The 26,684-nt window shown below is 45.9% G+C and carries 24 protein-coding genes; 13 read left to right on the forward strand and 11 right to left on the reverse strand.

Features of this window, described 5'->3' with window-relative positions:
* Window positions 1-265: 265 nt before the first annotated feature.
* The 3 genes from R2S67_RS13725 to R2S67_RS13735 all read right to left on the reverse strand — a co-directional run bounded on the left by R2S67_RS13725 (window position 266) and on the right by R2S67_RS13735 (window position 3,480).
* Window positions 266-1,390: a M14-type cytosolic carboxypeptidase gene (locus tag R2S67_RS13725; protein WP_005395332.1), complete on the reverse strand. Its 1,125-nt coding sequence runs from the start codon at window positions 1,388-1,390 to the stop codon at window positions 266-268.
* 113 nt (window positions 1,391-1,503) lie between these two features.
* A complete protein-coding gene (locus tag R2S67_RS13730) occupies window positions 1,504-2,904 on the reverse strand; it encodes an FAD-dependent oxidoreductase (RefSeq protein ID WP_317345070.1) in 1,401 nt (466 codons plus the stop codon).
* Between the two features lie 216 nt (window positions 2,905-3,120).
* Window positions 3,121-3,480, reverse strand: coding sequence for a DUF3316 domain-containing protein (locus tag R2S67_RS13735; RefSeq protein WP_005395335.1), 360 nt, complete (start codon window positions 3,478-3,480; stop codon window positions 3,121-3,123).
* Between the two features lie 424 nt (window positions 3,481-3,904).
* Between R2S67_RS13735 and R2S67_RS13740 the strand changes: the two genes are divergently transcribed.
* Window positions 3,905-4,813 carry a VirK/YbjX family protein gene (locus R2S67_RS13740; protein ID WP_317345072.1) on the forward strand — a complete coding sequence of 303 codons (909 nt, stop codon included), beginning with the start codon at window positions 3,905-3,907 and terminating at the stop codon, window positions 4,811-4,813.
* Between the two features lie 51 nt (window positions 4,814-4,864).
* Window positions 4,865-5,416: a porin family protein gene (locus tag R2S67_RS13745; RefSeq protein WP_085343330.1), complete on the forward strand. Its 552-nt coding sequence runs from the start codon at window positions 4,865-4,867 to the stop codon at window positions 5,414-5,416.
* A gap of 47 nt (window positions 5,417-5,463) precedes the next feature.
* Here R2S67_RS13745 and R2S67_RS13750 read toward each other — a convergent pair whose 3' ends face one another.
* The 5 genes from R2S67_RS13750 to R2S67_RS13770 all read right to left on the reverse strand — a co-directional run bounded on the left by R2S67_RS13750 (window position 5,464) and on the right by R2S67_RS13770 (window position 11,390).
* Complete coding sequence (locus R2S67_RS13750; RefSeq protein ID WP_317345073.1) at window positions 5,464-6,372, reverse strand: EamA family transporter; 909 nt, start codon at window positions 6,370-6,372, stop codon at window positions 5,464-5,466.
* A gap of 131 nt (window positions 6,373-6,503) precedes the next feature.
* A complete protein-coding gene (gene phnR, locus R2S67_RS13755; RefSeq protein ID WP_053808131.1) occupies window positions 6,504-7,205 on the reverse strand; it encodes a phosphonate utilization transcriptional regulator PhnR in 702 nt (233 codons plus the stop codon).
* A 9-nt stretch (window positions 7,206-7,214) separates the two neighbouring features.
* The gene (locus tag R2S67_RS13760; RefSeq protein ID WP_317345076.1) at window positions 7,215-8,939 is read right to left on the reverse strand and encodes a putative 2-aminoethylphosphonate ABC transporter permease subunit; all 1,725 of its coding nucleotides are present in this window, start codon (window positions 8,937-8,939) and stop codon (window positions 7,215-7,217) included.
* Between the two features lie 8 nt (window positions 8,940-8,947).
* Window positions 8,948-10,054, reverse strand: a complete 1,107-nt coding sequence (locus tag R2S67_RS13765) for a putative 2-aminoethylphosphonate ABC transporter ATP-binding protein (protein WP_317345078.1) — start codon at window positions 10,052-10,054, stop codon at window positions 8,948-8,950.
* 325 nt (window positions 10,055-10,379) lie between these two features.
* The gene (locus R2S67_RS13770) at window positions 10,380-11,390 is read right to left on the reverse strand and encodes a putative 2-aminoethylphosphonate ABC transporter substrate-binding protein (RefSeq protein ID WP_317345080.1); all 1,011 of its coding nucleotides are present in this window, start codon (window positions 11,388-11,390) and stop codon (window positions 10,380-10,382) included.
* Window positions 11,391-11,658: 268 nt separating this feature from the next.
* Between R2S67_RS13770 and phnW the strand changes: the two genes are divergently transcribed.
* The 3 genes from phnW to phnX all read left to right on the forward strand — a co-directional run bounded on the left by phnW (window position 11,659) and on the right by phnX (window position 15,074).
* Window positions 11,659-12,762, forward strand: a complete 1,104-nt coding sequence (phnW, locus tag R2S67_RS13775; RefSeq protein WP_317345082.1) for a 2-aminoethylphosphonate--pyruvate transaminase — start codon at window positions 11,659-11,661, stop codon at window positions 12,760-12,762.
* 26 nt (window positions 12,763-12,788) lie between these two features.
* Window positions 12,789-14,168 carry an aspartate aminotransferase family protein gene (locus tag R2S67_RS13780; RefSeq protein ID WP_317345084.1) on the forward strand — a complete coding sequence of 460 codons (1,380 nt, stop codon included), beginning with the start codon at window positions 12,789-12,791 and terminating at the stop codon, window positions 14,166-14,168.
* A gap of 90 nt (window positions 14,169-14,258) precedes the next feature.
* Window positions 14,259-15,074, forward strand: coding sequence for a phosphonoacetaldehyde hydrolase (gene phnX, locus R2S67_RS13785; RefSeq protein WP_317345086.1), 816 nt, complete (start codon window positions 14,259-14,261; stop codon window positions 15,072-15,074).
* A gap of 80 nt (window positions 15,075-15,154) precedes the next feature.
* Here phnX and R2S67_RS13790 read toward each other — a convergent pair whose 3' ends face one another.
* Window positions 15,155-16,183 (reverse strand): LacI family DNA-binding transcriptional regulator, encoded by a 1,029-nt coding sequence (locus R2S67_RS13790; RefSeq protein WP_317345088.1) that lies wholly within the window; start codon window positions 16,181-16,183, stop codon window positions 15,155-15,157.
* 249 nt (window positions 16,184-16,432) lie between these two features.
* Between R2S67_RS13790 and R2S67_RS13795 the strand changes: the two genes are divergently transcribed.
* From R2S67_RS13795 to R2S67_RS13805, 3 genes are all read left to right on the forward strand, one after another.
* Window positions 16,433-16,876 carry a PTS sugar transporter subunit IIA gene (locus R2S67_RS13795; protein WP_317345090.1) on the forward strand — a complete coding sequence of 148 codons (444 nt, stop codon included), beginning with the start codon at window positions 16,433-16,435 and terminating at the stop codon, window positions 16,874-16,876.
* A gap of 67 nt (window positions 16,877-16,943) precedes the next feature.
* Window positions 16,944-17,231: a PTS sugar transporter subunit IIB gene (locus R2S67_RS13800; protein WP_005374080.1), complete on the forward strand. Its 288-nt coding sequence runs from the start codon at window positions 16,944-16,946 to the stop codon at window positions 17,229-17,231.
* Between the two features lie 9 nt (window positions 17,232-17,240).
* A complete protein-coding gene (locus R2S67_RS13805) occupies window positions 17,241-18,497 on the forward strand; it encodes a PTS ascorbate transporter subunit IIC (protein ID WP_047007992.1) in 1,257 nt (418 codons plus the stop codon).
* A gap of 121 nt (window positions 18,498-18,618) precedes the next feature.
* Here R2S67_RS13805 and R2S67_RS13810 read toward each other — a convergent pair whose 3' ends face one another.
* The gene (locus tag R2S67_RS13810) at window positions 18,619-18,966 is read right to left on the reverse strand and encodes a hypothetical protein (RefSeq protein WP_005395359.1); all 348 of its coding nucleotides are present in this window, start codon (window positions 18,964-18,966) and stop codon (window positions 18,619-18,621) included.
* Window positions 18,967-18,975: 9 nt separating this feature from the next.
* Window positions 18,976-21,009 carry a S8 family serine peptidase gene (locus R2S67_RS13815; RefSeq protein WP_006741281.1) on the reverse strand — a complete coding sequence of 678 codons (2,034 nt, stop codon included), beginning with the start codon at window positions 21,007-21,009 and terminating at the stop codon, window positions 18,976-18,978.
* 466 nt (window positions 21,010-21,475) lie between these two features.
* On the opposite strand from R2S67_RS13815, the gene R2S67_RS13820 reads away from it, so the two are divergent.
* The 5 genes from R2S67_RS13820 to R2S67_RS13840 all read left to right on the forward strand — a co-directional run bounded on the left by R2S67_RS13820 (window position 21,476) and on the right by R2S67_RS13840 (window position 26,675).
* Entirely contained in the window at window positions 21,476-22,732 is a 1,257-nt protein-coding gene (locus R2S67_RS13820) for a type 2 secretion system lipase (RefSeq protein ID WP_005395362.1), read from the forward strand.
* Between the two features lie 715 nt (window positions 22,733-23,447).
* Window positions 23,448-24,791: an OmpP1/FadL family transporter gene (locus R2S67_RS13825; RefSeq protein WP_317345105.1), complete on the forward strand. Its 1,344-nt coding sequence runs from the start codon at window positions 23,448-23,450 to the stop codon at window positions 24,789-24,791.
* 78 nt (window positions 24,792-24,869) lie between these two features.
* Window positions 24,870-25,589 carry a carbonic anhydrase gene (locus R2S67_RS13830; protein ID WP_104972244.1) on the forward strand — a complete coding sequence of 240 codons (720 nt, stop codon included), beginning with the start codon at window positions 24,870-24,872 and terminating at the stop codon, window positions 25,587-25,589.
* Between the two features lie 79 nt (window positions 25,590-25,668).
* Window positions 25,669-26,220, forward strand: a complete 552-nt coding sequence (locus tag R2S67_RS13835) for a YtfJ family protein (protein WP_317345107.1) — start codon at window positions 25,669-25,671, stop codon at window positions 26,218-26,220.
* A gap of 20 nt (window positions 26,221-26,240) precedes the next feature.
* The gene (locus R2S67_RS13840) at window positions 26,241-26,675 is read left to right on the forward strand and encodes a hypothetical protein (protein ID WP_005393700.1); all 435 of its coding nucleotides are present in this window, start codon (window positions 26,241-26,243) and stop codon (window positions 26,673-26,675) included.
* Window positions 26,676-26,684: the final 9 nt, after the last annotated feature.

The following is a 26,684-nucleotide window of genomic DNA, read 5'->3' on the forward strand; positions in this document are numbered from 1 at the left end:
TTCATCCGCATACCCAACCGAGAAATAAAGTCTCGTTGCGTTGGTTTAGCCATAGTCAATTCGTTGCGGAGAATATCACAAAATAGCCAGTTTTCTGTGACGCAAATCACCATAAAAACCCATTTTCTCAAATTTAAGAATCGACATTTAAGCCTGTGAATGGCAACAAATTTTTACAGGAGAGAATGGATATCGAAGGCATAAAAAAACAGCTCATTTAAAATGAGCTGTTTTCGAAATAATGAACAGACGTGAACTTATCGAACTAGATTTTATCCGCCACGGTAAGCGTTGCAGCTAAGACATCTTGCCCAAATAATACACTGCGTTCTGGTGACCAACCATAAAGCGGATCTGGGTGATTGTTGTTATCTTTAAATGGCATCTCGATCGTGTACGACAGGCATTTGAACTGCTCCGCGACCCAGTTTGAGCCTACCGTCAAATTCGCTTTACCCGGCTCATCTTTATCATAACCAATCTCATCTTGGAACTCAGGTGTAATAGTTAGTAGCGCTTGCTTAAATGATGCCTCTAAAGCGGCAAGATTTTCATCGTAAGAAGGAATACCTTCTGAGCCAGCGACGAAGTTGTAAGGAATTGCTTCATCACCATGGATATCTAAAAACATGTCAACACCCGTTTCCAGCATACGTTGACGAACAAGGTAGACTTCTGGACTTTTCTCCATAGACGGAGTTTGCCATTCACGATTCAAGTTCACGCCTACCGCGTTCGTACGCAAGTGGCCGCGAATACCACCGTCTGGGTTCATGTTTGGTACCACGTAAAGCACTGCTTTTTCCAGTAATGCACGCGCAACCGTGTCATTTTCATCCAGTAAACGTTGGATCATGCCTTCCATGAACCATTCAGCCATGGTTTCACCCGGATGTTGGCGTGCAATCATCCAGATTTTCTTTTTGCCTTCTTCTGGCTCACCAAACGTTAGCAAGCTCATGTCATTGCCGTCTAATGTGTGGCCTAGTGTTTCTAGTTGGCAGTGGTGCGCGCTTTGTGCCATGTGTAACAAATCTAAATGACGATCGTATGTGTAAGGTGCAAAGTACGCGAAGTAAATTGAGCTACGCTCAGGGATAACAGTGAAAGTCAGCGTGTCGCCATCGAACTCTGCTGGTATACGGAACCATTCTTCACGGTCGTAAGACGCCACGACATCGTAACCTTGCCACCCTTCTGGATAAGCCGACTTAGCCAAATCAAGCAGTTTGATCGTGTGCGACTGCTCGGCTTCGGTTTCTAGACGGAAATGGAACCACTGGTAGAATTCCGACATATTGTCATTAGGGATTTTAAGTTGGATGTCATTTTTGTCGTCCGCTTTCACTACGTGAATGCTGCCGCTATCGAAGTTGCTGAATACTTTCATTATATTACTCACCTTTTAAATCTGAGCTTGAAAGACAGAGGCTAACACAAGGCTACATCGCCCCCCAATGACTTTCACTGCAAACTGTCTCGTTTGTGGCTAAAGTCTTCAGTTTAGTCGAGCTTATCCGCTTTGCCTGCTGGTCCTGCGAGTTTCGCTAGCCATTTATCCCAAACAAACGGATGTTTCTCATTGTCTTCCGCTTCCTCTTTTCGGCGAACAGCATTTCGTACCATCATTGCTCCCAGCCAACGTATTGGTTCTGGTGGAAAATACCCAAGCGGTCCTTGCGCTAAACCACTTCGCGTCCATTCGTTATCTAGCCCTAACACCAACGACGATAAAATTTTTCCACCCATTCTAGTTTGGGCAACGCCGTTACCTGAATAACCAAATCCGTAAAAGACATTGCTTTGCTTATCCAATTGGCCAAAGAAAGGAAAACCAGTTACGGAGCGATCCGAACCGCCAGTCCAAGAGTACTCAAATTCAGCCCCTTTTAAGCGAGGAAAAAGGTTGTCGAATGATTTTTTTAGTAGCGTTTGATAACGCGTCGGCTTGTTAAACATCGCGTCAACTTGGTTGTTGAAAGAGAACTGATTACCGCCTTTACCTAGCATCAAACGGCCATCTGGCGTATCTCGGTAATAATGCACGAAGATGCGTGAGTCCAACACACTCGAACCCGCTTGCCAACCAGATTGAGACAACGTATCACCAAGCGGTTTGGTAATAACCATATCCGAAGACACCACAACAATACTGTTTTTGAACTGCTTAAATTGCTCCACCATCCATGCATTTAATGCCAACACCACCTGCTGCGCTTGAATGTTTCCTTTAGGTGTACAGAGGGTGGCAGGTTTTCCATAATCTAGACGCGTCATTGGCGTGTTCTCATAAACTTCTACACCCAGATCAATAGCAACACGGCGCAACCCTCGCGCGAGTAAGGCGGGTTGTACGTTAGCAGCAACCGGAGAGTGATAGCCTTCAATATGGCGAGGTGAACCCGCATTGGCAAGCAGTTCCTCCACCGAGCAACGACGCCAGCTGTTCACCTCTAATCGTTGTAACTCATCAACAACTGGCTGCATTCCTCCAGCTTGCGCTCGGTTTGTCGCCGTATAATAAACACCGTTGAGTGATAGCTGTGCATCAATCCCATGTTGCTTGCAAAATGCGTCGATTTCTAACACCGCTTGCTCTGACTCTTTCACTAACCAAGCGGCGTGTTCCTCACCAAATAGTCGTTTCAACGTCGGAAACTTTGTCGACCATGTCAGCATACAGCCGCCATTCGCGCCCGATGCACCACTGCCACACAAGCCCTTTTCGATAACAACCACCTGTTTTTCAGGAGATTGCTGCTTAATCATAATCGCTGTCCAAAGTCCGGTGTAGCCACCACCGACAATAGCAATATCGGTATCAATATTTTGATGTAATGGTTGCGGCGTTTCTGGCTGTTCAGCTTCAATGGCCTGTTTGAACCAGTATGAACTGTGTGTCATCGGATATCCTTGTTAGTGCGTTGCATCGTTTCTGTAAACACTTTACAAACGATGAGCACAATCAACGAGCAAGAATATCTAACGCTGAGCGATAGCAAATGTTGCGCTGAGAGAGTGGAAGTTTCCGCTATCAATGAATACAAAAAAGGGGAGCAGCGCTCCCCAAAACAAACAGCAAGGATATAAATTATCGGAAAATCGAGACCGTCTTACTGGTTAGTATTTACCGGTTTCACGCATGCGGTACTCGTATTGAACATTGAGAATAGGCTGGTATACAACTTGCCCGTCACTTTGCAAGAACTCATTCACCATGACTTTTGAGTCGGTGATAGAAAACGACTGGCGATCAACATACTCTGTAAGGCTTGTAAACTCGTCACGAAGCTGACCTGGTGATTTGCTTTGATAGTTCTGAATCATGTCACGACCCATTTCATAAGCCGCTTGTTTGCTATCCATAACATCACCATGGATCGTTTCGGTATCGTTTGTCCACTGATAGCCACCAGCAAAAACAACAGAAGGTGCAGCAGTCAGAGCAATCATACTTGCTAAAGTCATTAAGCGTTTCATAAACCTCTCCTTACTTACCTTTATATCGGGCCTAAATTGGCTCGATATTTATAAGGTACGTATAAAGACCAGAAACACGTCAAAATAATTTCAAATAACGTTCAATTCTTGTTCAACTCATTTCACTTTAACTTAGCAACACGGCATCATACTCTGCCAACACGAGCATTTTTCTACCTCGTAATCACAACGTTCAAAGTGGCTTCCAAACTGACATTTCCTTACCAACCCATACAATACCTAAGGTCAATTTTCTCTTAGAATCCCAACAAAAGAACAGTGTTCAAAACCTTATATAAACGTCGGGCACAGCAAAACCTCCCCTTTTAGTAGTGCTTTGCATTTCCCCCTTTTTCGGGTTCTTCGCTGCTCGTCCGCCGGTTCTTAATTGTGGCTGTTGAGCACACGTTAATCTGGAGTGAAAATGACCGCGAACAAATCCATTTTTTACCATAGCAAATCAATTTACTCAGATGATTATGCTGATGTCTATAAGCCAATTTGGACCTACAGAGCGAAGTTCATCTTGCGTGCACTTTACTACAAACGAGCGTTTAAGCACCTGTCAGATAATATTGAATCGTCATTGCTAGAGATGCTTTGTGCACGTACGCACCGATTTTTAGAAAAACCGTTTCGTCCCTACATCATCAAAAATAACTCAGCGTTCGATCGTTCAAACCTAGTGGTTGATCACTACAAAACCATTTCAGAGCTGCTTTCTAAACAGACCATTGAAGAGATCTATACCGATTCGACAGGCTTAACATTAACATCATTTGAAATCGACGAGACATTGTACTCTGTGCGATTGGTGTACGAAGCGCGTTACCAAAAAGAAGGCGACATGAGCCTAGTGCTACACAGCGCGGAGGATGGCAACTTCTATACACTCTCATTTACTCTCGGCCACATAGAGTCTGGACGCAGCATTATGATTGGCGGCTTGCAAGGGCCACGCAGCAGTGAAGAGAACAACGCGAAAATTAAAAAGTTAACTCGTAAACTTTACGGGCAAAGACCAAAAAGCTTGATGGTGAGTTTGCTTACTTTACTCGCGCAAATTTGGGAAGTGAATACGATTCTAGCGGTAAAAACACAATCCCATACTTATGCTGCACGACGCTACAGTAAAGGACGAATAAAAACGGATTACGATGCACTCTGGCAAGAGTTGGGCGGCACCGAATACAACCGTCATTTCTACTCACTCGATGTGAATGCCCCGCGTCGTGATATCGAAGGCATGTCGCGTTCTAAACGCTCGATGTATAGACGCCGTTACGAATGGTTAGACAATACCAAAGCGGAGTTCATGGCAAGGCTACGTTAACCCAACGCAGCACATGACGTTTTGTTTTTCATTTTATGATTCGGAGTTTTTATGTCTTACAAGTACGCCGTTGCATGCTTACTGTCCGCACTTTCCTTAACGGCTCATGCACAACCACCCCAACATGTTGTTGGAGCAAATTTAGGCTACGGTAATGTTAGTTACGATGTGAACAATAGCCATGATGAAGGTGACATGTTCCTTGGTGATGTATATTACCGTTACATGTTCGATCACAACTTTGGCATTGAAGCTGGCTATAAGGGCGCATTTAACGGCATTGGCTCCGTACTTATCAGTCCCTTAACAGAAATCACCGATGTCAGTTATGGCGGACCTCGACTCAGCGGTTACGCAAGTTACCCTCTGGGAGCTGGTTTTGAGCTTTACGGGAAAGGCGGTATCACTTACTACACGTTAAGTTATACATTTAAAAATAATGGTCAGAGCAAAGAATATGATGAGTCCAGCCTTGGAGGCGAGGCCGCTGCTGGTGTCGCTTGGGCCTATAAACACTTTGGTTTGAACTTGGAGTACAACTACGCCAAGAATAGCGACTTTGATTCTGGCGGTGTGATGTTTGGTGCACAATTGCGATTTTAAAAATTTAGCTGTGCCAAGGCACCGAATCGACATCGGTGCCTTATACCTCAAGCAGGGCTCAATGACAGAATGATTCCGCTCAGGATCAACAGCACCCCGACGCCTCGCGTGAAATACCATTTTTCAGCCAACAACCACACGCCCATTAATAAACCAAATACAATGCTGATTTGCCGCAAAGCCACAACAAGGCTGACGTTGTCAGTCATGGTCATCGCAAACAGCACCAAGCCGTAGGTTGATGCCATCATGATGCCAGCCATGCTCGCACTTTTGCGAATCATCCAAGCGGTTTGTAGTTCTTGCTGACTCCCCGAAACAATACACCACAATAAAACCGGTACTCCCATAACCCAAAACTGCACGCCTAGATAAAAAATCGCGCTATAGTGGTCGTTAAGAATGGTCGATGTTTGTTGAGTTAGCAGATTCAGTGCTTGCTTGTCCACAACGGAGTAACCCGTCGTGCCAAACGCCGCAATCAAGGCCCAAAACACACCAACATTCAGGTACTCCCCAAAAGTAATTTGACGAAAACTGGCCACTGGAACTAGGACACAACCTAAAGTAATAAGCAGGAAACCCAACCACTGCTGAGCGTTCAACTCATAACCTAAGGCGACGGTGAGTGCGCCCACCATCATTACAGGAAGTGCTCTCGCAATCGGATAAATCACTCCCACATCGGCGTGCTTGTAGGCCACGATCAAACCAACCAAATAGACGATTTGAGATAAACCACTGATAAACAGCATTCCCCAAAACACGTTGGGCAACGTCGCCCAGCCAATGTTAAAGAGATACCAAATAAGATAAGGCGTGAGCAGAAGGCAAGCAGATAAACTTGCCGCCATCGTAAACGCGAGCCCTGAACCAGCATTGCTTTTACCAAGAATATTCCAGCCAGCATGCATAACCGCAGACAATACAACGAGTGCGATTGCCAAGAGATCCATTCCGTTTTCCTGTTTATGATATTTAGATACCCTCATGGTGCTTGGGTACAACAAAGGCCCCAATATGGAGCCTTTGAATTTGAGATATAAACTGCTCGCCGCCAACTAGACAGATGACCAGCAAACAGAGATTAATTCAGCTCTGCGACAGACTCGATGCTGATGGCATCATGACGCCAGTATTCGATGTCACAGTCAATCAACTCACCATGTTGGTTGTAGTTGATACGTTCAACCACCATTGCAGGCGTACCAGAAGTCGCGCGCAATGCCTGTGCCACCTCACCCAACAAAGTACTAGTCGAAATGCGGTAACGAATTTTTTGATACGTCACACCGTAGTGTTCACGATAAATGTCGGTTAACGAGTTTGATAAATCATAAGACAATAAGTTGGGAAATATGTCTGGTCGAATGTAGTTCGTGACATAAACCACCGGACGCTCTTCTAGGTAACGAACGCGGTCGACACGAAATACGTCTGAAAACGGCTGAAGGTCCAACAAACGAGCGGCCAATTTATTAGCCAAGGTGCCTTTTGCGGCTATCACTTCTGTTTTTGGCACGCGATTTTGCGCTTTTGCCATGTTTGGGAAGTTCAACGTTTGGGTTGGGTCGTAACGCAATGGCTCAGGTGAGATAAACCAACCTCGGCGGTCTTCGCGATAGATTCGACCTTCCGCTTCGAGCAGTGATAAAGCTTCACGCAAAGTGACGCGTGTAGTATCGAACGATTCCGCCAACTTACGCTCTGCTGGCAGTTTTTGACGCGGCGATAGCATGCCCGCTTCAATCTGTTCAACAATCGAATCTTTAATTTTTACGTATTGCACGAAGTGTCCTTATCTTTTGCGCCAAGCTTGTGTGCGATTCTCTAACAATTTACCCAAAGTCATCTGAACAATCTTCGCAATTGCGGCAGCCATCATGATCATCACAGCCATCGCTGCAGCAGCGCCAGTTTGACCTGCATCGTCCATATTCAGAATCGAGACCGAAGCCGGAATCGTATCGGTTGAGTAAAGGAATACTACCGCAGAAGTGGTGGTCAATGCATTAACAAACAAGTAAGTCGCAATGTCCAAAATCGCAGGTAAACACACAGGTAATGTCACTTTAAAGAACAACTTGTATTGAGGAAGCTTCACCGATGCCGCTGTGGCTTCAATCTCCGATGGCAACTGCTTTAGCGCTGTCAGTGCAGTCATGTGACCCACGGTGTAGTAATGCACTACCGTGTTAATCACCAAGAATGCCATGGTGCCATAAAGCACATTCAAAGGATTGTTCGCATCATTGAAGTAAAAGATGTAACCCAAGCCAAGCACCATACCCGGAACCGCCATTGGTACCACGCTGAGCATTTGCATCACTTGACGAATTGGACCAAACGCACGCCCTTTCTCAATGCAGTAAGCACCGACAAAGATGATGGCTGTACCAATAACCGCCGTCCAACCTGCCAGCGTTAGTGAGTTGAAGAATGGACCCCAACCGTAAGTGCTCATTTCAGCAAAGTTGTAATTGTTTAGCGTCAGCGCTTTGTTCCAAGGCCAGAACGTAACTAATGAGCCATACACCGCCATGCCAAGCACCGCCAGCACTGCGATAGAAATGATGCTGCAGTAAACCAAACAAATGCTGTCGCGCGCTTTGTTAGGTTCTGGCTGATAAGGCACCGAGCGAGTGTCAAATAAGCTTTTTTGCTTTTTCTGTACCCAGCGGTCTGCACCAAATGCCATTACCGCAGGGAATAAAAGCATAATGCTGGTCACCGCACCCATGGCAAAGTTTTGTTGTCCCACCACTTGCTTGAAGATATCAGTCGCCAGAACGTTGTAGCTGCCCCCAATCACTTTCGGCACACCAAAGTCCGTGATAACTAGCGTAAAGACGACGATAAGCGTACTGATCAAACCGTATTTCGCCGCAGGTAGCGTCACCATAAAGAAGGTTTTGATTGGTGAGGTTTTCAGTGCGCGGGCAGCTTCATACAAACGGGCATCTGAAGTACGCAGCGAAGTGGTCAAAATCATCAATGCATGAGGGAAGGTCCAGAAAATCAAACCCATCGAGATACCAATCACACCGTAAACCGAGTTTCCTAACAACATCTCTTTGGCAATGCCTTGATTACCGAAAAGGAAGATCAAACTGATCGCCGGCAACAACGAAGGCGCAAGAATCGGCGCAGTACCTAGGATTTGAAACAAACCTTTAAACGGCATGCATGAACGAGTCAGCGCGTAGGCATAACCAAACGCAAGCACGCCCACTACCGAGGTCACAATCACGCCCAAAGTGAAGGTGTTTCCCACCGACACCCACAAGCTTGAAGAGGAAAAGTATGTCGCAAAGTTTGCCAATCCGACAAATTCGCCATTGGCATTTTGCACACTCTTGGTCAACATTGCCCAAAGCGGCATTAAGATGAACAGCACCATCATGGTCGACAAACCAGCGAGCAAACCAAACAACACAAGGTTATCGCGGCTAACACGTCCGAGTAGGGATTTTGCTTTGTCTTGCGTGGTTAGGCTATTCATCGTCATTGTCTTCGCATCCATGTTTACACCTACGCTGCTAGCGCTTTATCAACCGAGGGCACGGCGTAACCATGCAGCCCTTCTTCAGCAAACTGGATGTAACGTACATCGCCCGCCTTGATATTGAGTTTTTGAACCGTTTCCACAGGCACATCCACTACGATGGTTTTCGTTGAGCTGTCGTTTTGCAATACGCAATCAATACGGAAAAACGCCCCCAGAAACTCGGTTGCGGTAACTCGCACAGGTAAAGAGTTGTTGTAGTTTTCAACGAACTTGATGCTTTCAGGACGCACCGCAAGGTCGAAGCGGTCACCACGTTGGATCTTACGATTGGTCAAGCTTGGTGCTGGCATCAAGGTTTCTGCAATTCGTACTTGGGAGTCCGTTGCGACTGAGGTTTCGATAAAGTTCATGCTGCCGACAAACTCAGCAACAAAGCGCGTTGCTGGTTGTTGGTAGATCTCTTGAGGTGTGCCGACTTGCTCAATCACACCATGGTTCATTACCACAATACGATCCGCCATCGACAATGCTTCGTCCTGATCGTGCGTAACCATGATGGTGGTGATGCCAAGTTTGCGTTGCAGCTTACAAATCTCATCACGTAAGTGAACACGCACTTTTGCATCCAGCGCTGACAGCGGCTCATCAAGTAGCAGTAGACCCGGAGACAACGCTAATGCGCGAGCAAGTGCCACACGCTGTTGTTGACCACCAGAAAGTTGGTTAGGGAATTTCTCGCCAGAGGTTGGAAGACCAATGGTTTCTAGCCAGTAATCCACCTTCTCTAACGCTTCTTTGGTCGACATACCTTGGTTCTTCAAGCCCACCGCAATGTTCTCTTGCACAGTTAGGTTCGGAAACAGCGCGTAAGACTGGAATACAATGCCGAAATCGCGCTTCTCTGGTGGTAGAAATGTGGTCTCTTGACCGTTTTGAAAAATCGCACCAGATGTTGGCAAGTCTAAACCTGCAATGGCACGTAACAGAGTGGTTTTACCGCAGCCAGAAGGGCCAAGAAAACAAACAAACTCGCCCTTCTCAATCGCTAGCGAGATTTTCTTTAATGCAATGAACTGTCCGAATTGCTTCACTACATTTTCGATATTTAGGTAATGTTGGTTAGTTGACATAACACACGCTCCAAATGGTATATACCAACTTTAGTTTTGGAGTGTTACGTTCCAATGACAAATTTATAGCTAGAAGATGACAAATAGATGAAGGGAGATGGGGTTTGTTCAAGTGGTAATTAGAGATTCCCGACTCACTCCTTCGTCGCTCTCGAGAATGACGTTGTGAGTGCGGATAGAAGCTCCCAACTTTCTTAAGTCCGTCATTCCAGCGAACCTAGGTGAGACTAGGAATCTACTTTCAGCAAACTCTGAAATAACAGAGAAAACAAAAAATCCACCTCAACCGAGGTGGATTTCAGTATTCAACTCAAAGCAAATTCAATTAAGATTTTGGCTCTGATTTCGCGTCAAACTTCTCAGACCAAGCCGCTAGAATCTCTGCACGCTTGCTGCCCATTTGCGCAAAGTCCATCTTCGCCATGTTCTCTTGAACATTAGGGAAGTTAGACACAGTAGCTTTCACTTCTTTATGTGCAACCACTGGGTACATTTCTACGTAAAGCTCGTTTGCCTCTTTAGAGATTGACCAGTCCACAACACGTTTCGCTGCATCCGATTCTTTTACTAGACCAACGGCTTCTGATTCCCAGCCGATGCCTTTTGGTGTGATAACCGCTAGTGGTGCGCCTTGTGTTTTCAGCTTCGCGCCGCGGCTCGCCATCGAAATACCGACAGCCACTTCGCCCATACCTGCTTGAACACATGGCTTAGAACCCGAGTGCGTGTAATGTGCAATGTTCTTATCTAAGTCACGCATGTAGTTCCATGCCTGATCTTCACCCATGTTTTGTAGCCAAGCAGAAACCTGCATGTAGCCGGTGCCTGAAGACGCTGGGTTCGGCATTGCAATGTGACCTTTGTAAACCGGCTTTGTTAGGTCTTCCCAAGACGTTGGTTTCGGTAGGTTAAGTTGTTTCGCTACCGCTTCGTTGAAACAAACTGCGTTAAAGAACGCATCGTTACCGAACCAAGCTTGGTTTGATTGAGGGTCGTTTAGGTTCGCATGCAGCTCTTCCAAACCTTTTGGTGTGTAAGGCTTAAGAAGACCTTCATCTTTAAGCAGTGCCATTGACGAGCCAGCCAGACCCCAAACCACTTCTGCTTGAGGGTTATTCTTTTCTGCCAGCAATTTCGCCGTCATGATACCGGTTGAATCACGAACCCACTTAATCTTGATATCTGGGTTGTCTTTCTCAAACGCAGACTTGTATTTCGCAAGAATGTCAGTTTCGAAAGCGGTGTAAACCGTCACTTCCTGTGCAGCCATTGCATTGGTAGCAAGCAGAGAGACAAGCGCAGCCAGCGATCCTTTCATCAAACGGTTTTTCATCATTTTCTCCAGTTAATTTGGCTAAGTTTTCATTTTGGTCTGTACCAGTTTACGCTAATTACCCTACTTCGCCAATGTGACGAATTAATGACCATAAAATGGCAGTTTTGAGAAAATTATCGATAAATAGGCGACCAACTGATCGGTGAAATTTTGGATATGAAAGTTTTATGAAATTCACTGAATGGCTATTTACGACCCTTTTTCATCCCTGCTAAAGTGAACTTAAATTCTGGTGTAGACCAATTAAATTATTCTGATGGAAATCGAGATGAAAAACGAATACCTACTACTGACTCCAGGTCCTCTATCTACTTCTGAAACGGTACGTGAAGCCATGCTAAAAGACTGGTGTACTTGGGATGATGAATACAACAAAGACATTGTAGAAGTGATCCGCACTAAGCTTGTAAAACTGGCGACGGAGCAAGACGGCTACACCAGCGTGCTCATGCAAGGTAGCGGCACCGCATCAGTAGAAGCTACGATTGGCAGCGCCATTGGCAGAGATGGAAAGTTGTTGGTAGTCGACAACGGTGCTTACGGTGCGCGTATCGCTCAGATCGCTGATTACCTAAATATTCCATGCCATGTAGTTTCCCCAGGCGAAACATCACAGCCACACTTGAACGAGGTGGAAACTGCATTGGCATCGGATCCTGCTATCACACACGTGGCGATTGTTCACTGTGAGACAACCACTGGCATGCTTAACCCAATTGAGGCATTTGCTTCTGCGGCAAAAGCGCACGGTAAAGTGGTGATTCTGGATGCCATGTCGAGCTTCGGCGGGATTCCAATGGACATCGCCGATCTTGGTATCGATTTTATGATCAGCTCTGCAAACAAATGTATTCAAGGCGTGCCGGGCTTTGGCTTTGTGATTGCGAAACAAACGGAACTCGAAAAGTGCCAAGGTCAGGCACGTTCTTTGAGCCTTGACCTTTACGACCAGTGGCACTGCATGGAAGTGAACCACGGCAAATGGCGTTTCACGTCTCCTACGCACACGGTTCGCGCTTTCTACCAAGCATTACTAGAGCTGGAACAAGAAGGCGGCATTGAGGCTCGTCATAACCGTTACCAAACTAACCAGAAAACACTGGTTGCAGGTATGCGCTCTCTTGGTTTCGAACCGCTACTGAGTGATGACCTTCACTCGCCAATCATCACTTCTTTCTACTCTCCGACTCACAGTGATTACCAGTTCAAAACGTTCTATACGCGTTTAAAAGAGCAAGGTTTTGTGATTTATCCGGGTAAGGTATCGAACGCAGATTGCTTCCGTATCGGCAACATTGGTGAAGTTTACCCAGCAGATATCGAGCGCTTAATCGGTGCGATTGAAAAAGCAATGTATTGGCAAGTTGCGTAAAGCAGCCTTCTGATTAAGAGAGCGTTATGACTCAGAATATCAAACCGACTCATTTCCGTAGCGAAGGCGATGTCAACACGACACCGGCGCGCCAAGCTTGGAATTCGTCGATGGACGACGAACGCACGCAAGCATTATTGAAGCGTGATTCGGAGGTCTTTCTTCATCAAGCCATGTCGACGCCTTGCTTAGATACGTTGGAAGCAGCAGAAGGCATCTACATCCAAGATGCCACGGGCAAAAAGTACATGGACTTCCATGGCAATAACGTCCACCAGTTGGGCTATGGTCATCTGCATGTGATTAAACGTGTGCAAGAGCAAATTGCCAAACTGCCGTTTTCACCACGTCGTTTTACCAACGAAACCGCGATTGAATGTGCCGAAAAACTCACCCAAATCTGTGGCGGCGAATTGAACCGCGTGTTGTTTGCTCCGGGTGGCACATCTGCAGTTGGCATGGCACTTAAACTAGCGCGCCACATCACGGGCAACTACAAGGTGGTGTCTCTGTGGGATTCCTTCCACGGTGCATCGCTAGATGCCATCTCAGTGGGTGGTGAAGCGTGTTTCCGTCAAGGCATGGGACCATTAATGGCAGGTGTTGAGCGCATTCCACCAGCGGTGTCTTACCGTGGCGCTTTCCCAGTCGCGGACGGTAGCGATGTGCATTACGCCGACTACCTTGAATACGTGATTGAGAAAGAAGGCGGCGTGGGCGCATTTATCGCAGAAGCGGTTCGTAATACAGACGTACAAGTACCGAGCAAAGCCTACTGGAAACGCATCCGTGAAATCTGTGACAAACACAATGTCATGCTGATCATAGACGACATTCCTAACGGCATGGGTCGCAGCGGCGAATGGTTTACCTACCAAGCCTACGACATCGAGCCAGATATGCTCTGCATCGGAAAAGGCTTGGGTGGAGGGTTAGTGCCTATCGCAGCCATGGTAACCAAAGACAAATACAACACTGCCGAGCAAATCTCCATGGGTCATTACACTCATGAGAAAAGCCCTATCGGTTGTGCTGCAGCACTGGCAACCATGGAAGCCATTGAGCAAGAAGGCTTACTAGATAAAGCCAAAGCCGACAGCCAGTTCATGCGTGAAAAACTGCTAGAGATGAAAGCCAAGTACCCTGTGATTGGTGATGTTCGTGGCATCGGCATGTTGTGGGGCATTGAACTGGTCACCGACCACGAAAGCAAAGCACGCGCGTATGACGAAGCGGAAGCTGTGTTGTACCAATGCCTCAACAATGGCGTGAGCTTCAAGGTATCTCAAGGCAACGTGATTCAACTCAGCCCACCGCTGATCATCACTCGCGAGCAACTGACAGAAGCGTTGGCGATCTTCGAAGAAGCGATCGCCAAAGTGTGTAAAGACTTTAACTACTTTTAGGGTCAATAGACCTCAACAAAAACCAATTTACCCAGAGCGCGGTTCCTACGTGTAGGCAAGCGCTCTGGCAAGCAAGAAAAAGGATTGAACATGAGCAACTCACCAATTCAAGCAGTGATCTTTGACTGGGCTGGCACTATCGTCGATTTCGGCTCTTTTGCGCCAACCAGCATCTTTGTGGAAGCATTCAAACAAGGCTTTGATTTTGAAATTGACCTTGAAGAAGCGCGCGAACCAATGGGTCTTGGTAAGTGGGACCACATCCAAGCAGTGGGTCGTATTCCTGCAGTTGATAAGCGCTGGAATGAGAAGTTTGGTCGCTCAATGACCAGCGAAGACATCGACACTATCTACGCGGCATTTATGCCTCTGCAAAAAGCAAAAGTGGCTGACCACGCAGAACCAATCCTCAACGCAGTTGAAGTGGTAAACGGTCTGAAAGACAAAGGCATCAAGATCGGTTCTTGTTCGGGTTACCCGCGTGAGGTGATGGACGTACTGATTCCAGTTGCAGCGGATTACGGCTACCAACCGGATTACGTAGTAGCAACGGATGACCTACCGCAAGGTGGTCGCCCAGCACCATTTATGGCACTGAAAAACGTAATTGAGCTGAATGTAACCGACGTTAAAGCGTGTATCAAAGTGGATGACGCAGCACCGGGCATCGATGAAGGTCACAACGCCGGTATGTGGACCGTTGGCTTGCTGCTTTCTGGTAACGAAGCGGGTCTAACGTTTGAAGAATACCAAGCTGCGGACGAAGCAACGCTTAATGCCGCTCGTGAAAAAGCGCGTGCAAAATTGCTAAAGAGCTCGCCGCACTACCTTATCGACACCATTGCTGACTTCCCAGAAGTGGTTGCGGATATCGAACGTCGCCTAGCAGCAGGTGAGCGTCCTTAGTCGAGAATCACTGTTATCACGCATAAAAAAACCTCTCAGCATTGAGAGGTTTTTTGTATCGCGGGTTGTCGCTAATCAAATTAGTTGATCGCAGTACTCGCTCGGCGTTTTAGCTTAAAGCCCATACTGGTTGGTCTTTCTTCTGGCTCACCTTTGATGGCATGCAACAGTTTTTCTGCCGCCTTGGTGCCCATGCGCTCGTAATCAAATTCTGCCGATGTCAAACTTGGGTAAGCATGCTCCCCCATAGAAGAGCCTTCAAGGCAAATAATGGCAATGTCGGTCGGGACTTTGAGCACGCGGCGATGGCACTCAAAGAGCGCACCAATTGCTATCTCCTCATGGCTACACACCAAAGCATTCAAGCTTGAATCGCGCAGCAATAACTTCGCCAACCCTTCCGCACCCAATTGTGAAGATGGCGCTTCATGAGTCGTTAGAAAATGATCTGGGGTGAGATAGTTTTCAATCATCGCACTTTGCCAACCGTGTAACTGGCGTTGCAACGTTGAGTGATTCCCGCGCGCCCCAATAAAACCAACGTTCTTAAAACCTTGTTCAATCAGGTGTCTGGTGCAGGCCTTACCCACTTCGAAGTGATCCACGCCAATGTTGAGATAACTGGCCTTTGAGTTCAGTTCGGCAATCTCTAACACTGGCGTATTTGACGCCTCTAACAGTTGATGCGTTCGCTGACTATGCTCACTTCCAAACAGTACAACGCCCGCAGGACGGCTCTCTAAAAAGGTCGAAAGCAACTTTTCTTCTTGCTCAATCGAGTAGTCGCTGTAACCCAGTAATAATTGATAACCCGCTTTGTTTAACGCCTGTTGGAAGCTTGGTAAGAAATGCGCGCATGCTTTTTCAAACAGTGACGGAATGATAAGAGCGATGGAATAACTTTCTGCAGATGCGAGTGCCCCTGCGGCTTTGTTCGGGATATAGCCGAGCTCATCAACCACTTGTTGAATTTTTTCTCTCAGCTTATCGGATACTAGCTCGGGCGTTCGTAATGCTCGCGACACCGTCATAGTGCCTACGCCTGCTTGTTTGGCGACATCAGCCAAAGTGACATTGCCGGTACTTCTTCGTTTGCGAGGTTCGCTCATTGTTTTTATTTAATGTTCTCTAATTTCAGCTGCGACATCTTATCACAGCGCTTTAATGGTTTTGATATTAGCGCATTAGAACTCGAACACCAGCACATGAAACTTCGATGCCTGATAAAAATGATAGCGCTATCACAATTAATGGTAGCGCTATCAGATAGCGCTACCATTTGTGATCACTCTCAGGTTTTTCTGGCAAATTGATCGATAAAGTACGCAGCAACAAAACAACAAATCGGAAATATTCCAATGCTACGTGAACTGATTACCTCTGATGTCATTCGCATCCATTCTGACGCAACCGACTGGAAAGATGCGATCAGCAAATCTTGTGAAGCTTTGATTGAAAATGGCGCGATAGAACCAAGTTACGTTGAAGCAATTTACCGCTCGCACGAAGAGCTTGGCCCTTACTACGTGGTAGGTCCTGGCATGGCGATGCCACACGCTCGCCCTGAAGATGGCGTTAACCGTTTGTCACTGGCGATCACGGTGATCCAAACCGGCGTCAATTTTAACTCTGAAGAAAATGACCCAGTAAAAATGCTGGTCACGCTAGCGGCAACGGACAGTAATAGCCACGTTGATGCGATTTCGAAACTGGCGGAATTGTTTATGAATGAAGAGCATGTAGAGGCCATCTGCAACGCTCAAAGCAAAGAAGATGTTCTTGCGATCATCGACAAATACTAAGTTTTACTCCTGACATACCCCATTAACAAATGGGTATACCCCCTATAAAAAAGAAAAGGTCTGAATTATGAAAATTATGGTTGTTTGCGGTCACGGTCTTGGTACTAGCCTAATGATGGAAATGAGCATCAAAGGCATCGTGAAAGAATTGAATGTAAACGCAGAAGTGGATCATATCGATCTAGGCTCTGCAAAAGGTACGGATTGTGACATCTTCATCGGTACTAACGACATCGTTGAACAGTTGAATGCACTTGGCGTTGAACCACGCATCGTAGCGCTTGATAACATGGTCGACAAAGTCGCAATGAAAGAGCGTTTATCTGTGGCACTTCAAGAGCTTGGCGCTCTATAAGGTGGCGTTATGGAATTCTTCAGTTTCTTAATGAACGATGTCCTATCAGAGCCAGCGGTTCTGGTCGGTCTAATCGCCCTAATCGGCTTAATTGCCCAGAAAAAACCAGTCACCGAGTGCATTAAAGGCACGGTAAAAACCATTCTTGGTTTCATCGTGCTTGGCGCAGGTGCAGGCTTAGTTGTGAGCTCGCTAGGCGACTTCGCGACGATTTTCCAACACGCATTTGGCATTACAGGCGTGGTTCCAAACAACGAAGCTATCGTCTCTATCGCGCAAGAAGCGTTTGGTAAAGAGATGGCGATGATCATGTTCTTCGGTATGTTAGTGAACATCTTGATCGCTCGCTTCACGCCATGGAAATTCATCTTCCTAACCGGTCACCACACACTATTTATGTCGATGATGGTAGCAGCGATTCTGGCATCTAGCGGCATGAAAGGCGTTCCACTGATCGCGCTTGGCTCTGTGGTTGTGGGTTCTGTAATGGTGTTCTTCCCTGCGATCGCTCACAAGTACATGAAGCAAGTTACAGGTTCTGACGACGTTGCGATTGGTCACTTCTCTACCCTTTCTTACGTGCTAGCTGGCTTTATTGGCAGCAAGTTCGGTAACAAAGAACACTCTACTGAAGAGATGAATGTCCCTAAAAGCTTGCTGTTCCTACGTGATACACCAGTGGCGATCTCGTTCACCATGGGCATCATCTTTGTGGTGACGTGTTTGTTCGCTGGCGGTGATTTTGTCCGTGAAGTCAGTGGCGGTAAACATTGGTCTATGTTTGCGCTAATGCAATCCATCACATTTGCAGGTGGTGTGTACGTTATCCTGCAAGGTGTACGTATGGTTATCGCAGAAATCGTTCCTGCATTTAAAGGCATCTCAGACAAACTGGTTCCAAACGCAAAACCTGCACTGGATTGTCCGGTTGTGTTCCCATACGCACCAAATGCGGTATTGGTGGGCTTCCTATCTAGCTTTGCAGCCGGTCTAGTGGGCATGTTCCTGCTGTACGTGATGGGGCTTACTGTGATTATCCCAGGTGTCGTTCCACACTTCTTTGTGGGTGCTGCGGCAGGTGTATTTGGTAATGCTACAGGCGGTCGTCGCGGCGCAATTCTAGGTGCGTTTGCACAAGGTCTACTGATTACTTTCCTACCTGTCTTCCTAATGCCAGTACTGGGTGATCTTGGCTTTGCAAACACAACATTCAGTGATGCTGACTTCGGCATTGTAGGTATCCTACTTGGCCTGATTGTGCGCTAAGCTTTTATTCTTATGAATGCAGAATTAGGCTCGTCGGCATTCATCTCTCAAAGGCTCTAGCAGGAAAGCACTCAAACAAAACGCCCCTCACGTGAGGGGCGTTTTTCATATTGAGGCTATCTTATTGAGACAACAACTTTCTCGTTGGTTCTTGCTCGGTGTATTCAACGGATTCATTACCAGATAGCTTATCGACGTCCGCTTGTTCGCCGCTCACCACCAGTACCTGTTGCTTCACCAACGCATCAACCACTTTAAGGTTATGTTGACGAAGAAGCGCTCTCACTTCGCTCTCTTTCCCTTTGTGATACTTAACAAAGTAACGCGTAGGTTGTTGCTCAGCTTGTTCAGAACGTTCATCCACGAGCGGAAATCCTTGATTGTTCGCCAAGCTGGCCGAGCTTAGTCCGATTGCCAATAGTGCGGTAGCACTCACCGCAGACAAAGAAAGTAAGGTCAACTTCTTCATAGCCACTCCTTATTGAAAAGTCAGAGTCCAACTGTTGATTGTGCCTGTGTCTCTTCTGGCACTGTCTACCGCTTTTAGTTCCCAAGAACCTTGTGATTCAAAACCAGAGAAATCCGCTTGGAAAGTGGCTTTGATATCGTTAGCACTGCCGCCAGTATTATCGTGAAGCACGACTTCTCCACCAGTCGGTGAAGTTAGCGTCACTCGTAGGTCACCGATGTAAGTGTGGCTAATATCAACGTCAATACTTACTGTACCTGAATCACCAGAGCGATCGACATCTACAGCGCTGATTGCACCAGAAGATTTGTTGTCAGGAATCGCAACAGGGCTGGTGTTTGAGAAGCTAGAGTCCGAAGAGCTACCGCCACCGTCAGGACCGTTACAGCCCGCATCCAAGAACAGTTTCGCTGCTTCCGCATTCACTAGGCCGTGACCTGTGCGGTTGTCTCGTCCAGCGACATCAATGTCTGTTGCCGTTTGAACTAGGGCATTACGTACTTGCGCTGCTGTACACGTTGGGTGGTAACTCCACACCAAGCCTGCTACGCCAGTTACATGAGGTGTTGCCATCGATGTACCATTGTAGTACTCGTAATCTTCACCAGAGGTGGTTGAAACCGTAATTTCTTGACCAACATACCCCAACAGCTCTTGACCAAATGCACGATCAACCGTTACCGAAACCATACGATAAGCGTTGTTTGTGTCTACCAAGAATGGGTTTTGTAAACCAGGTAGTTCAGAGTTGCTGTATACGATTGCAGCTCGCGCACCCGCATTGTAACAAGCCTGAACTGCATCCACTTCTGGGTAGTTACCTGAAGACTGGTTGCCAATACGCTCAGTCAAACAAATTTTGCCCGACATATCACCACAGTTAAAGTTACCGCCAGATACATCACAACTATCTAGCATTGCTGTTACTGAACCAGCGATTGGATCCGGAACATACGAAGAACCGTTATTGATCAAACGATTGTGAGGGACAATGCCGCGATCAAATTGGCTTACGCCATTCAAGGTAATATCAGAAAGTTTACCTTCGCCTACCGTAACCGTTGATAAGATCGCCACACCTGGGCCAGAGATCTCAACTTGATCAGTAGATTGCGAGAACGCCGCATGATCATTTTGGTTATCTACAGCAGCAACAGACATAACTGAATCGTAAGAAGCTGGGTAGCTGTGTGCGGTGTTACCGTCATTACCAGCTGCGGCGATTAGCAGAACGCCTTGATCGTAAATGTTTTGCAGTGCATTTTGCTCAGTTCGGCTTGATTGACTACCACCAAGACTCATGTTCACAACGTTGGCACCATTATCTGCACACGTTTGGATCGCTTTAACAAGCCCAGATGAGTAACCCCAACCTGATTCGTTAAATACTTTCACGATGTGCAAATTCACATTCTGGTTTGGCATCACACCCTTCACACCTTCGGTGTTGGCAATCGCTGCGATAGTACCTGCTACGTGAGTACCGTGGGCGTTATTATTACCCGGATCGCTCCATGATCCTGTACCACTATCGTTGGTACCTGCAACACGGTTACCGCTTAGGTCGTTGTGCGAGATGTCGTACCCTGAATCGATAATACATACAGTACGATTACCAGCATTGAAGTCATCTAACTGTTGAGCATTAACCGCTTCATAACCCCACGGGGTAGTTTCGCTGAGCAAATAGCGAGGCGGATCGACTTCGACATATTCCACATCACTGCGATTACGAAGTGGTTCTAAGTCATCACCATCCAACTCAACGCTGTAAATGGCGCGATTACCTAGTTTTTCCACCTTACGTGCCTTCACCTGTTCTAAAACAGACTCCTGCGCGATTCGTGGTCCCCAAAAAGAGTTACCACCCATTGAAGATCGGCTGACTGCATCTTCTTTGAATTTGACGATGTACTTCGTCGGTAACTTAGATTCATCAAATCCCATTGGTGGAGCCGCAAACGCTGACATAGAAGTGGTCAGTGCTATCGCTACGGCAGACAACGAAAATAAGCCTTGTTTTTTACTTGTTGTGTAGTGCATTTGCCCTATTCCTTATTTGAGCTAATTTTTATTCACTATATTCTCATGAAAAGTCATCACCATGATGTTCGCATGAGAGCTTCAGCTATAGTTTATAGGCCAAAAATGCCAAACAATTTGTTTCATGAATATACAACTTTGTACAAAAGATCATTCAATAAACATTTTTAGTTAACATCAAAAAGTATAAACAAAACCTTATAAAGCAATCACTTAATTAACAAAAAGTGCATGTTAAATTAATGTTAGTGAGTAATTATTCTAAATAATACACATTTAATCGATTGCTATGCTGAATGGATTTTTTGACTGTGGTGCCAAAACTGAAATATTGAATATTTAGTTGTTGACTGTCTTGAGTATTTACTCAGAATTAGAAGGTTTAGTGAGAAAAATTCTCATCTAAATACTGTTATAGCCGAGCGTATTCACGTATTCGGAACCATAACCATTACAAGAAGAGTGAATGATGAAAAAAACAATCACACTATTAACTGCATTACTTCCGCTTGCCTCTGCCGTTGCAGAGGAGCCAACATTATCACCAGAAATGGTTTCTGCGTCTGAAGTGGTCAGCACGCAAGAAAATCAAACCTATACTTACGTTCGCTGCTGGTATCGTACGAGCCACTCTAAGGATGATGCGGCTACCGACTGGAAATGGGCAAAAAACCAAGATGGTAGTGACTTCACTATCGACGGTTATTGGTGGAGCTCTGTTTCATTTAAAAACATGTTCTACACCAACACTTCACAAAACGTGATTCGCCAGCGCTGTGAAGAAACACTAGATCTGGCGAACGAGAACGCAGACATTACGTTTTTTGCTGCTGACAATCGCTATTCTTATAACCACACGATCTGGAGCAATGATGCTGCAATGCAACCAGATCAAATCAACAAAGTAGTGGCTTTGGGCGACAGCTTGTCTGATACAGGCAACATCTTTAACGCTTCCCAATGGCGCTTCCCTAACCCAAACAGCTGGTTCTTAGGTCACTTCTCGAACGGTTTTGTTTGGACGGAATACGTTGCTAAAGCCAAAAACTTACCGCTTTATAACTGGGCAGTTGGCGGCGCAGCAGGTGAGAACCAATACATTGCGCTAACAGGTGTCGGCGAACAAGTTTCTTCTTACTTGACCTACACAAAACTGGCGAAAAACTACAACCCAGCAAACACATTGTTTACGTTGGAGTTTGGTTTAAATGATTTCATGAACTACAACCGTAGCGTGCCGGAAGTAAAAGCGGATTACGCTGAAGCTCTGATTCGTCTAACAGACGCGGGCGCGAAGAACTTCATGTTGATGACACTGCCAGACGCAACCAAAGCACCACAGTTCAAATACTCAACGCAGGAAGAAATTGAAACGATTCGCGCGAAAGTATTGAAAATGAACGAGTTCATCAAAGCACAAGCGATGTACTATAAAGCTCAAGGTTACAACATTTCATTGTTTGATACGCACGCGCTGTTTGAGACGTTAACCTCGGCACCAGAAGAACACGGGTTCGTGAATGCAAGTGATCCTTGTCTGGACATCAACCGCTCATCTTCTGTGGATTACATGTACACTCACTCATTACGTTCTGAGTGTGCGGCATCTGGCGCAGATAAGTTTGTGTTCTGGGATGTGACTCACCCAACCACAGCCACGCATCGTTATGTTGCTGAAAAAATGTTGGAAAGCAGCAATAACTTAGAAGAGTTTCGCTTTTAATAAGACTTTCTTATAGGTTAAATTCTTAATCATCATAAATACTTTGATGATTAAAATGGCCACGATATTTCGTGGCCATTTTGTTTTCATATACATGAGTCTATTTTATATTTAAATATAGATGAACAATAATTGAAATACAAAATTTTAAGTTATAAGTATTATAAACAAAACTTTTAAATACCAACAAACCAGTAAAATAAAAATTATTCAATATGCCATCCATTTAAATTTCATTATGGTCATTTTGATTATTGAATTTAAAGAGGAGTTAAGTGGCAAGTTAAATAAAAAATACCCACATAACACAGGTAAGACTGAAAGGAGTGTGTCATGTGGGTTTAAAACGATAGTTCTCTTGCTGATTCGAACTACCAACGTTGGGATGCAATGGAAATACAAATGACTCAGAGTTTCCATCACGGACACTTTATCGCTGGATTTCCCTCTATTTGTTAGGGAACAGTCAGCACAATAAAAATAGAGAAGTAATACCGAAAAAAATAAAAATAGAGGTTCAGGATTTAATTTACACGTAAAATAACTACTATATTCACGCCATGAAGAATTAATAAATTCAACAATAAATATTTATTAAGTTAAATTTACTTATTGTCAGCACACTGTTAGTTTTACTCCTAAATACACTGGTCAGATTTGTTTATTTTACTAATTTTCGTTGCAATACAACTTCTAATTAATTCATGAGAAAAAAATGCAGCGACAATTAACTCTTTCACCGATTTATTTATTAATCGGTTTAGCCTCCTCGACGGCGTATGCCGGTGGTTTTCAAATTAACGAACATTCTGCGACGGGTCTTGGTCGTGCTTTTGCTGGTGATGCCGTCATTGGTGATAATGCGTCTGTAGTCAGCCGCAACGCCGCAGCGATGACGCTGTTTAAACAAAGTGCCTTATCGTTCGGTGTCACTTACGTCAAACCTGACGTTACCGTAAAAAATGCGCAATATCATCGAGCTAATATTAATGCGGATGTCAATGTTGGTATGGGCGGTTTTGCTCCGTCCCCTCAAGTTGACATTACCCCGTCCTTCTCTCAAACCGTGACCGACATTGATGACGTCGATGGCGTTGGTCAACCAGCCGTTGTACCCAATTTTTACTTTATTCACCCTATCAACGACGACTGGTATCTAGGCTTATCGGCATACTCCAACTTCGGAACCGACATGGAGTTTAAACCAAACTATGGCGCACCTGTTTTTGGCGGTGTCACCAGCGTAGCGAGTGTCAACCTTGGCGCAAGCTTGGCATACAAGGTGAACGACCGTTTTAGTATCGGTGGTGGTATTGATGTGATTTACGGCTCTGGTGAGCTGTACCGCGATATGGACGTGGGTGTTTGCGTTGGTGGGAACATACTTGGAAACGAACTAGAACAACGCTGTGGATCCGTAAAAGGCAACGCACTTGATGTGGAAGCTGGCGGCATTGGGCTTGGTGCGAATATTGGCATGATGTACGAGTTTAACGAACGTCATCGCTTAGGTTTAAGCTACAAGCACAGCCCTAACATTGATGCCAAGGGCGACATCCACTTTGCTGGCGAATCGTACGACTCACTTGCTATGCCGCTACCGGATATTGCGGAGTTTTCCGGTTATCACCGCGTCTTACCTAAATTTGCCCTGCACTATTCTGTGCAGTGGATTGGTTGGTCAGCATTTGACAGCTTGAAAGCTGATGATCAGTTGCTAAAAGATTTTCAGTGGCAAGACTCCGAACACTACTCCATCGGTGCGACTTGGTACGCCAATGAACGTTGGACACTTCGCACGGGTTACATGTTCGACAAAACACCTGTCGATGAGCTGACTTCGCTTTCTATCCCAGATTCGAACCGTCACTGGTTATCTGCGGGTGCCTCTTACCAATGGTCATCAGATACCACGGTTGACATCGGCATGACGTACTTGATTGGTGAAGATGTCAACGTAGAAGAGTGCGCGTATGAAGGTGTTCCTGCACCGATGGTGACAGGCGTGACCCATTCAAATGCGTTCCTAATTGGTGCCCAACTCAGCCACCGTTTCTAATTTGTCAGGCAGTGATCAAACCTCTAGGTCATTGCCTTGTAACAACGCTTATCGAAGCGACCGAACAGAGACATTATTATGAAGAAAACACTACTTGCTTTTTCACTCTCACTTCTCACTCTAAGCGCTGCTCAGGCTTCGGAATGGGGCTATGGCAATGACAAACACGGGCCAGAGCACTGGGGAGAAATCGCCAAAGACTGTGCTACCACAAAAAACCAAAGCCCAATCAACATCGACAACCCTGCCGATGCAAAACTGGAAGCATTGAACCTTTCGTACACTGGTCAGGTCATTGGTTTAACCAATAATGGTCATACGCTGCAAGCGCAAGTGAACGGACGTAACAGCTTCACCATCGATGGCGAAACGTTCGAGCTGCAACAGTTCCATTTCCACACACCATCAGAAAACCAAATCAAAGGCCGCCAATATCCACTTGAAGCGCACTTTGTACACGCCAACGCAGACGGCGAGTTGGCGGTAATTTCGGTGATGTTTGATGCTGGCGATCAAAACGCAGCGCTGTCTAAACTGATCAACGCAATCCCACAAGAGAATCAAACCACGTTCTTAAAAGATACGTTTGAGATTAACGACTTACTGCCAAAAACTGCAAACTACTATCGATTTAACGGCTCTTTAACCACACCACCATGTTCAGAAGGTGTGCGCTGGTTTGTGCTTAAAGACACTCAAACCTTATCCAAAGATCAAGCCGCGAAACTGATGGAAGTCATGGGACAAAACAATCGTCCGCTGCAACCGCTAAATGCGCGCGTTGTACTTTCTAACTAATCGCCACATCCGATAAGGGGCATCGTATTTGCCCCTTAATTTAATTTGCTCTAACCTCACTTCGTTACAGGAACCCCCAATGAAAACGCCATCTGTTCTGTCATTCTTACTCGCTCTCGCCCCGACACTCGCCTTCTCTCATAGCCTTTCTGTCGGTCAAACCACCCCTTCCGTCAGCATTGATACCTATGGCGAAATGACGCTGCAAGGAGACGATGTGTCTTATAAACCTTGGGCAACTCAGCAGATGTTAGGCAAAGTCCGTGTGATACAAGCCATTGCAGGTCGTAGTAAAGCCAAAGAGATGAACGCGCCGCTGATGTCAGCAATCACTGCCGCTCACTTTCCTGAAGATCAGTATCAGACCACAACCGTGATCAACCAAGAAGACGCCATATGGGGAACCGGTACATTTGTAAAATCGTCGGCAGAGGACAGCAAAAAGACATTCTCTTGGTCTTCCATGGTGTTGGACAAAAATGGCGTATTAGCAACGACTTGGGATCTACAGCAAGAAAGTTCTGCGATTATCGTACAAAATAAACAAGGCGAAATTTTATTCGTGAAAGAAGGGGCTTTAACTCAAGACGAAGTCACACACGTCATCGAACTGATTAAACAGAATATCTAAACCTAAGGTAAGGAAAAGCTATGAAACTGTTCAACACCATCGCACTCTGTCTTTTAGCGGCTGTAGCCTCTTTCCAATCGGTTGCTGGAGACAACGATTGGGACAAGATTGCAGATAAAACCGTCAGTTTTAAATCGGAAACCGACACAGTCAATCCACTGTCCCCATTTGCTAACGCTCGTTTCAGCCACATCAAAATCAAATGTACGCAAGGTACGGTCGATCTGAAAAGCGTTAAAGTGATCATGAAAGATGGTCAGGAAAAGACGTTCGACAGTTTAGGTGTTCTGACTAAAGGCATGTCATCAAGAAGCTTAAGCCTACCAACGAAAGATAACGCGAAATTAGACAAGATCGAGTTGAACTATGAATCGGTTGGCAGCACAGCGCTGCAAGTCGCGGGGGTGACCAAGAAAGCAAAAGTAGAAATTTTAGGTAAGAAAATCGACGAGTAAGCGATGGCT

It is taken from the genome of Vibrio sp. T13N (assembly GCF_032970445.1).
Taxonomy (GTDB): Bacteria; Pseudomonadota; Gammaproteobacteria; order Enterobacterales; family Vibrionaceae; genus Vibrio; species Vibrio diabolicus.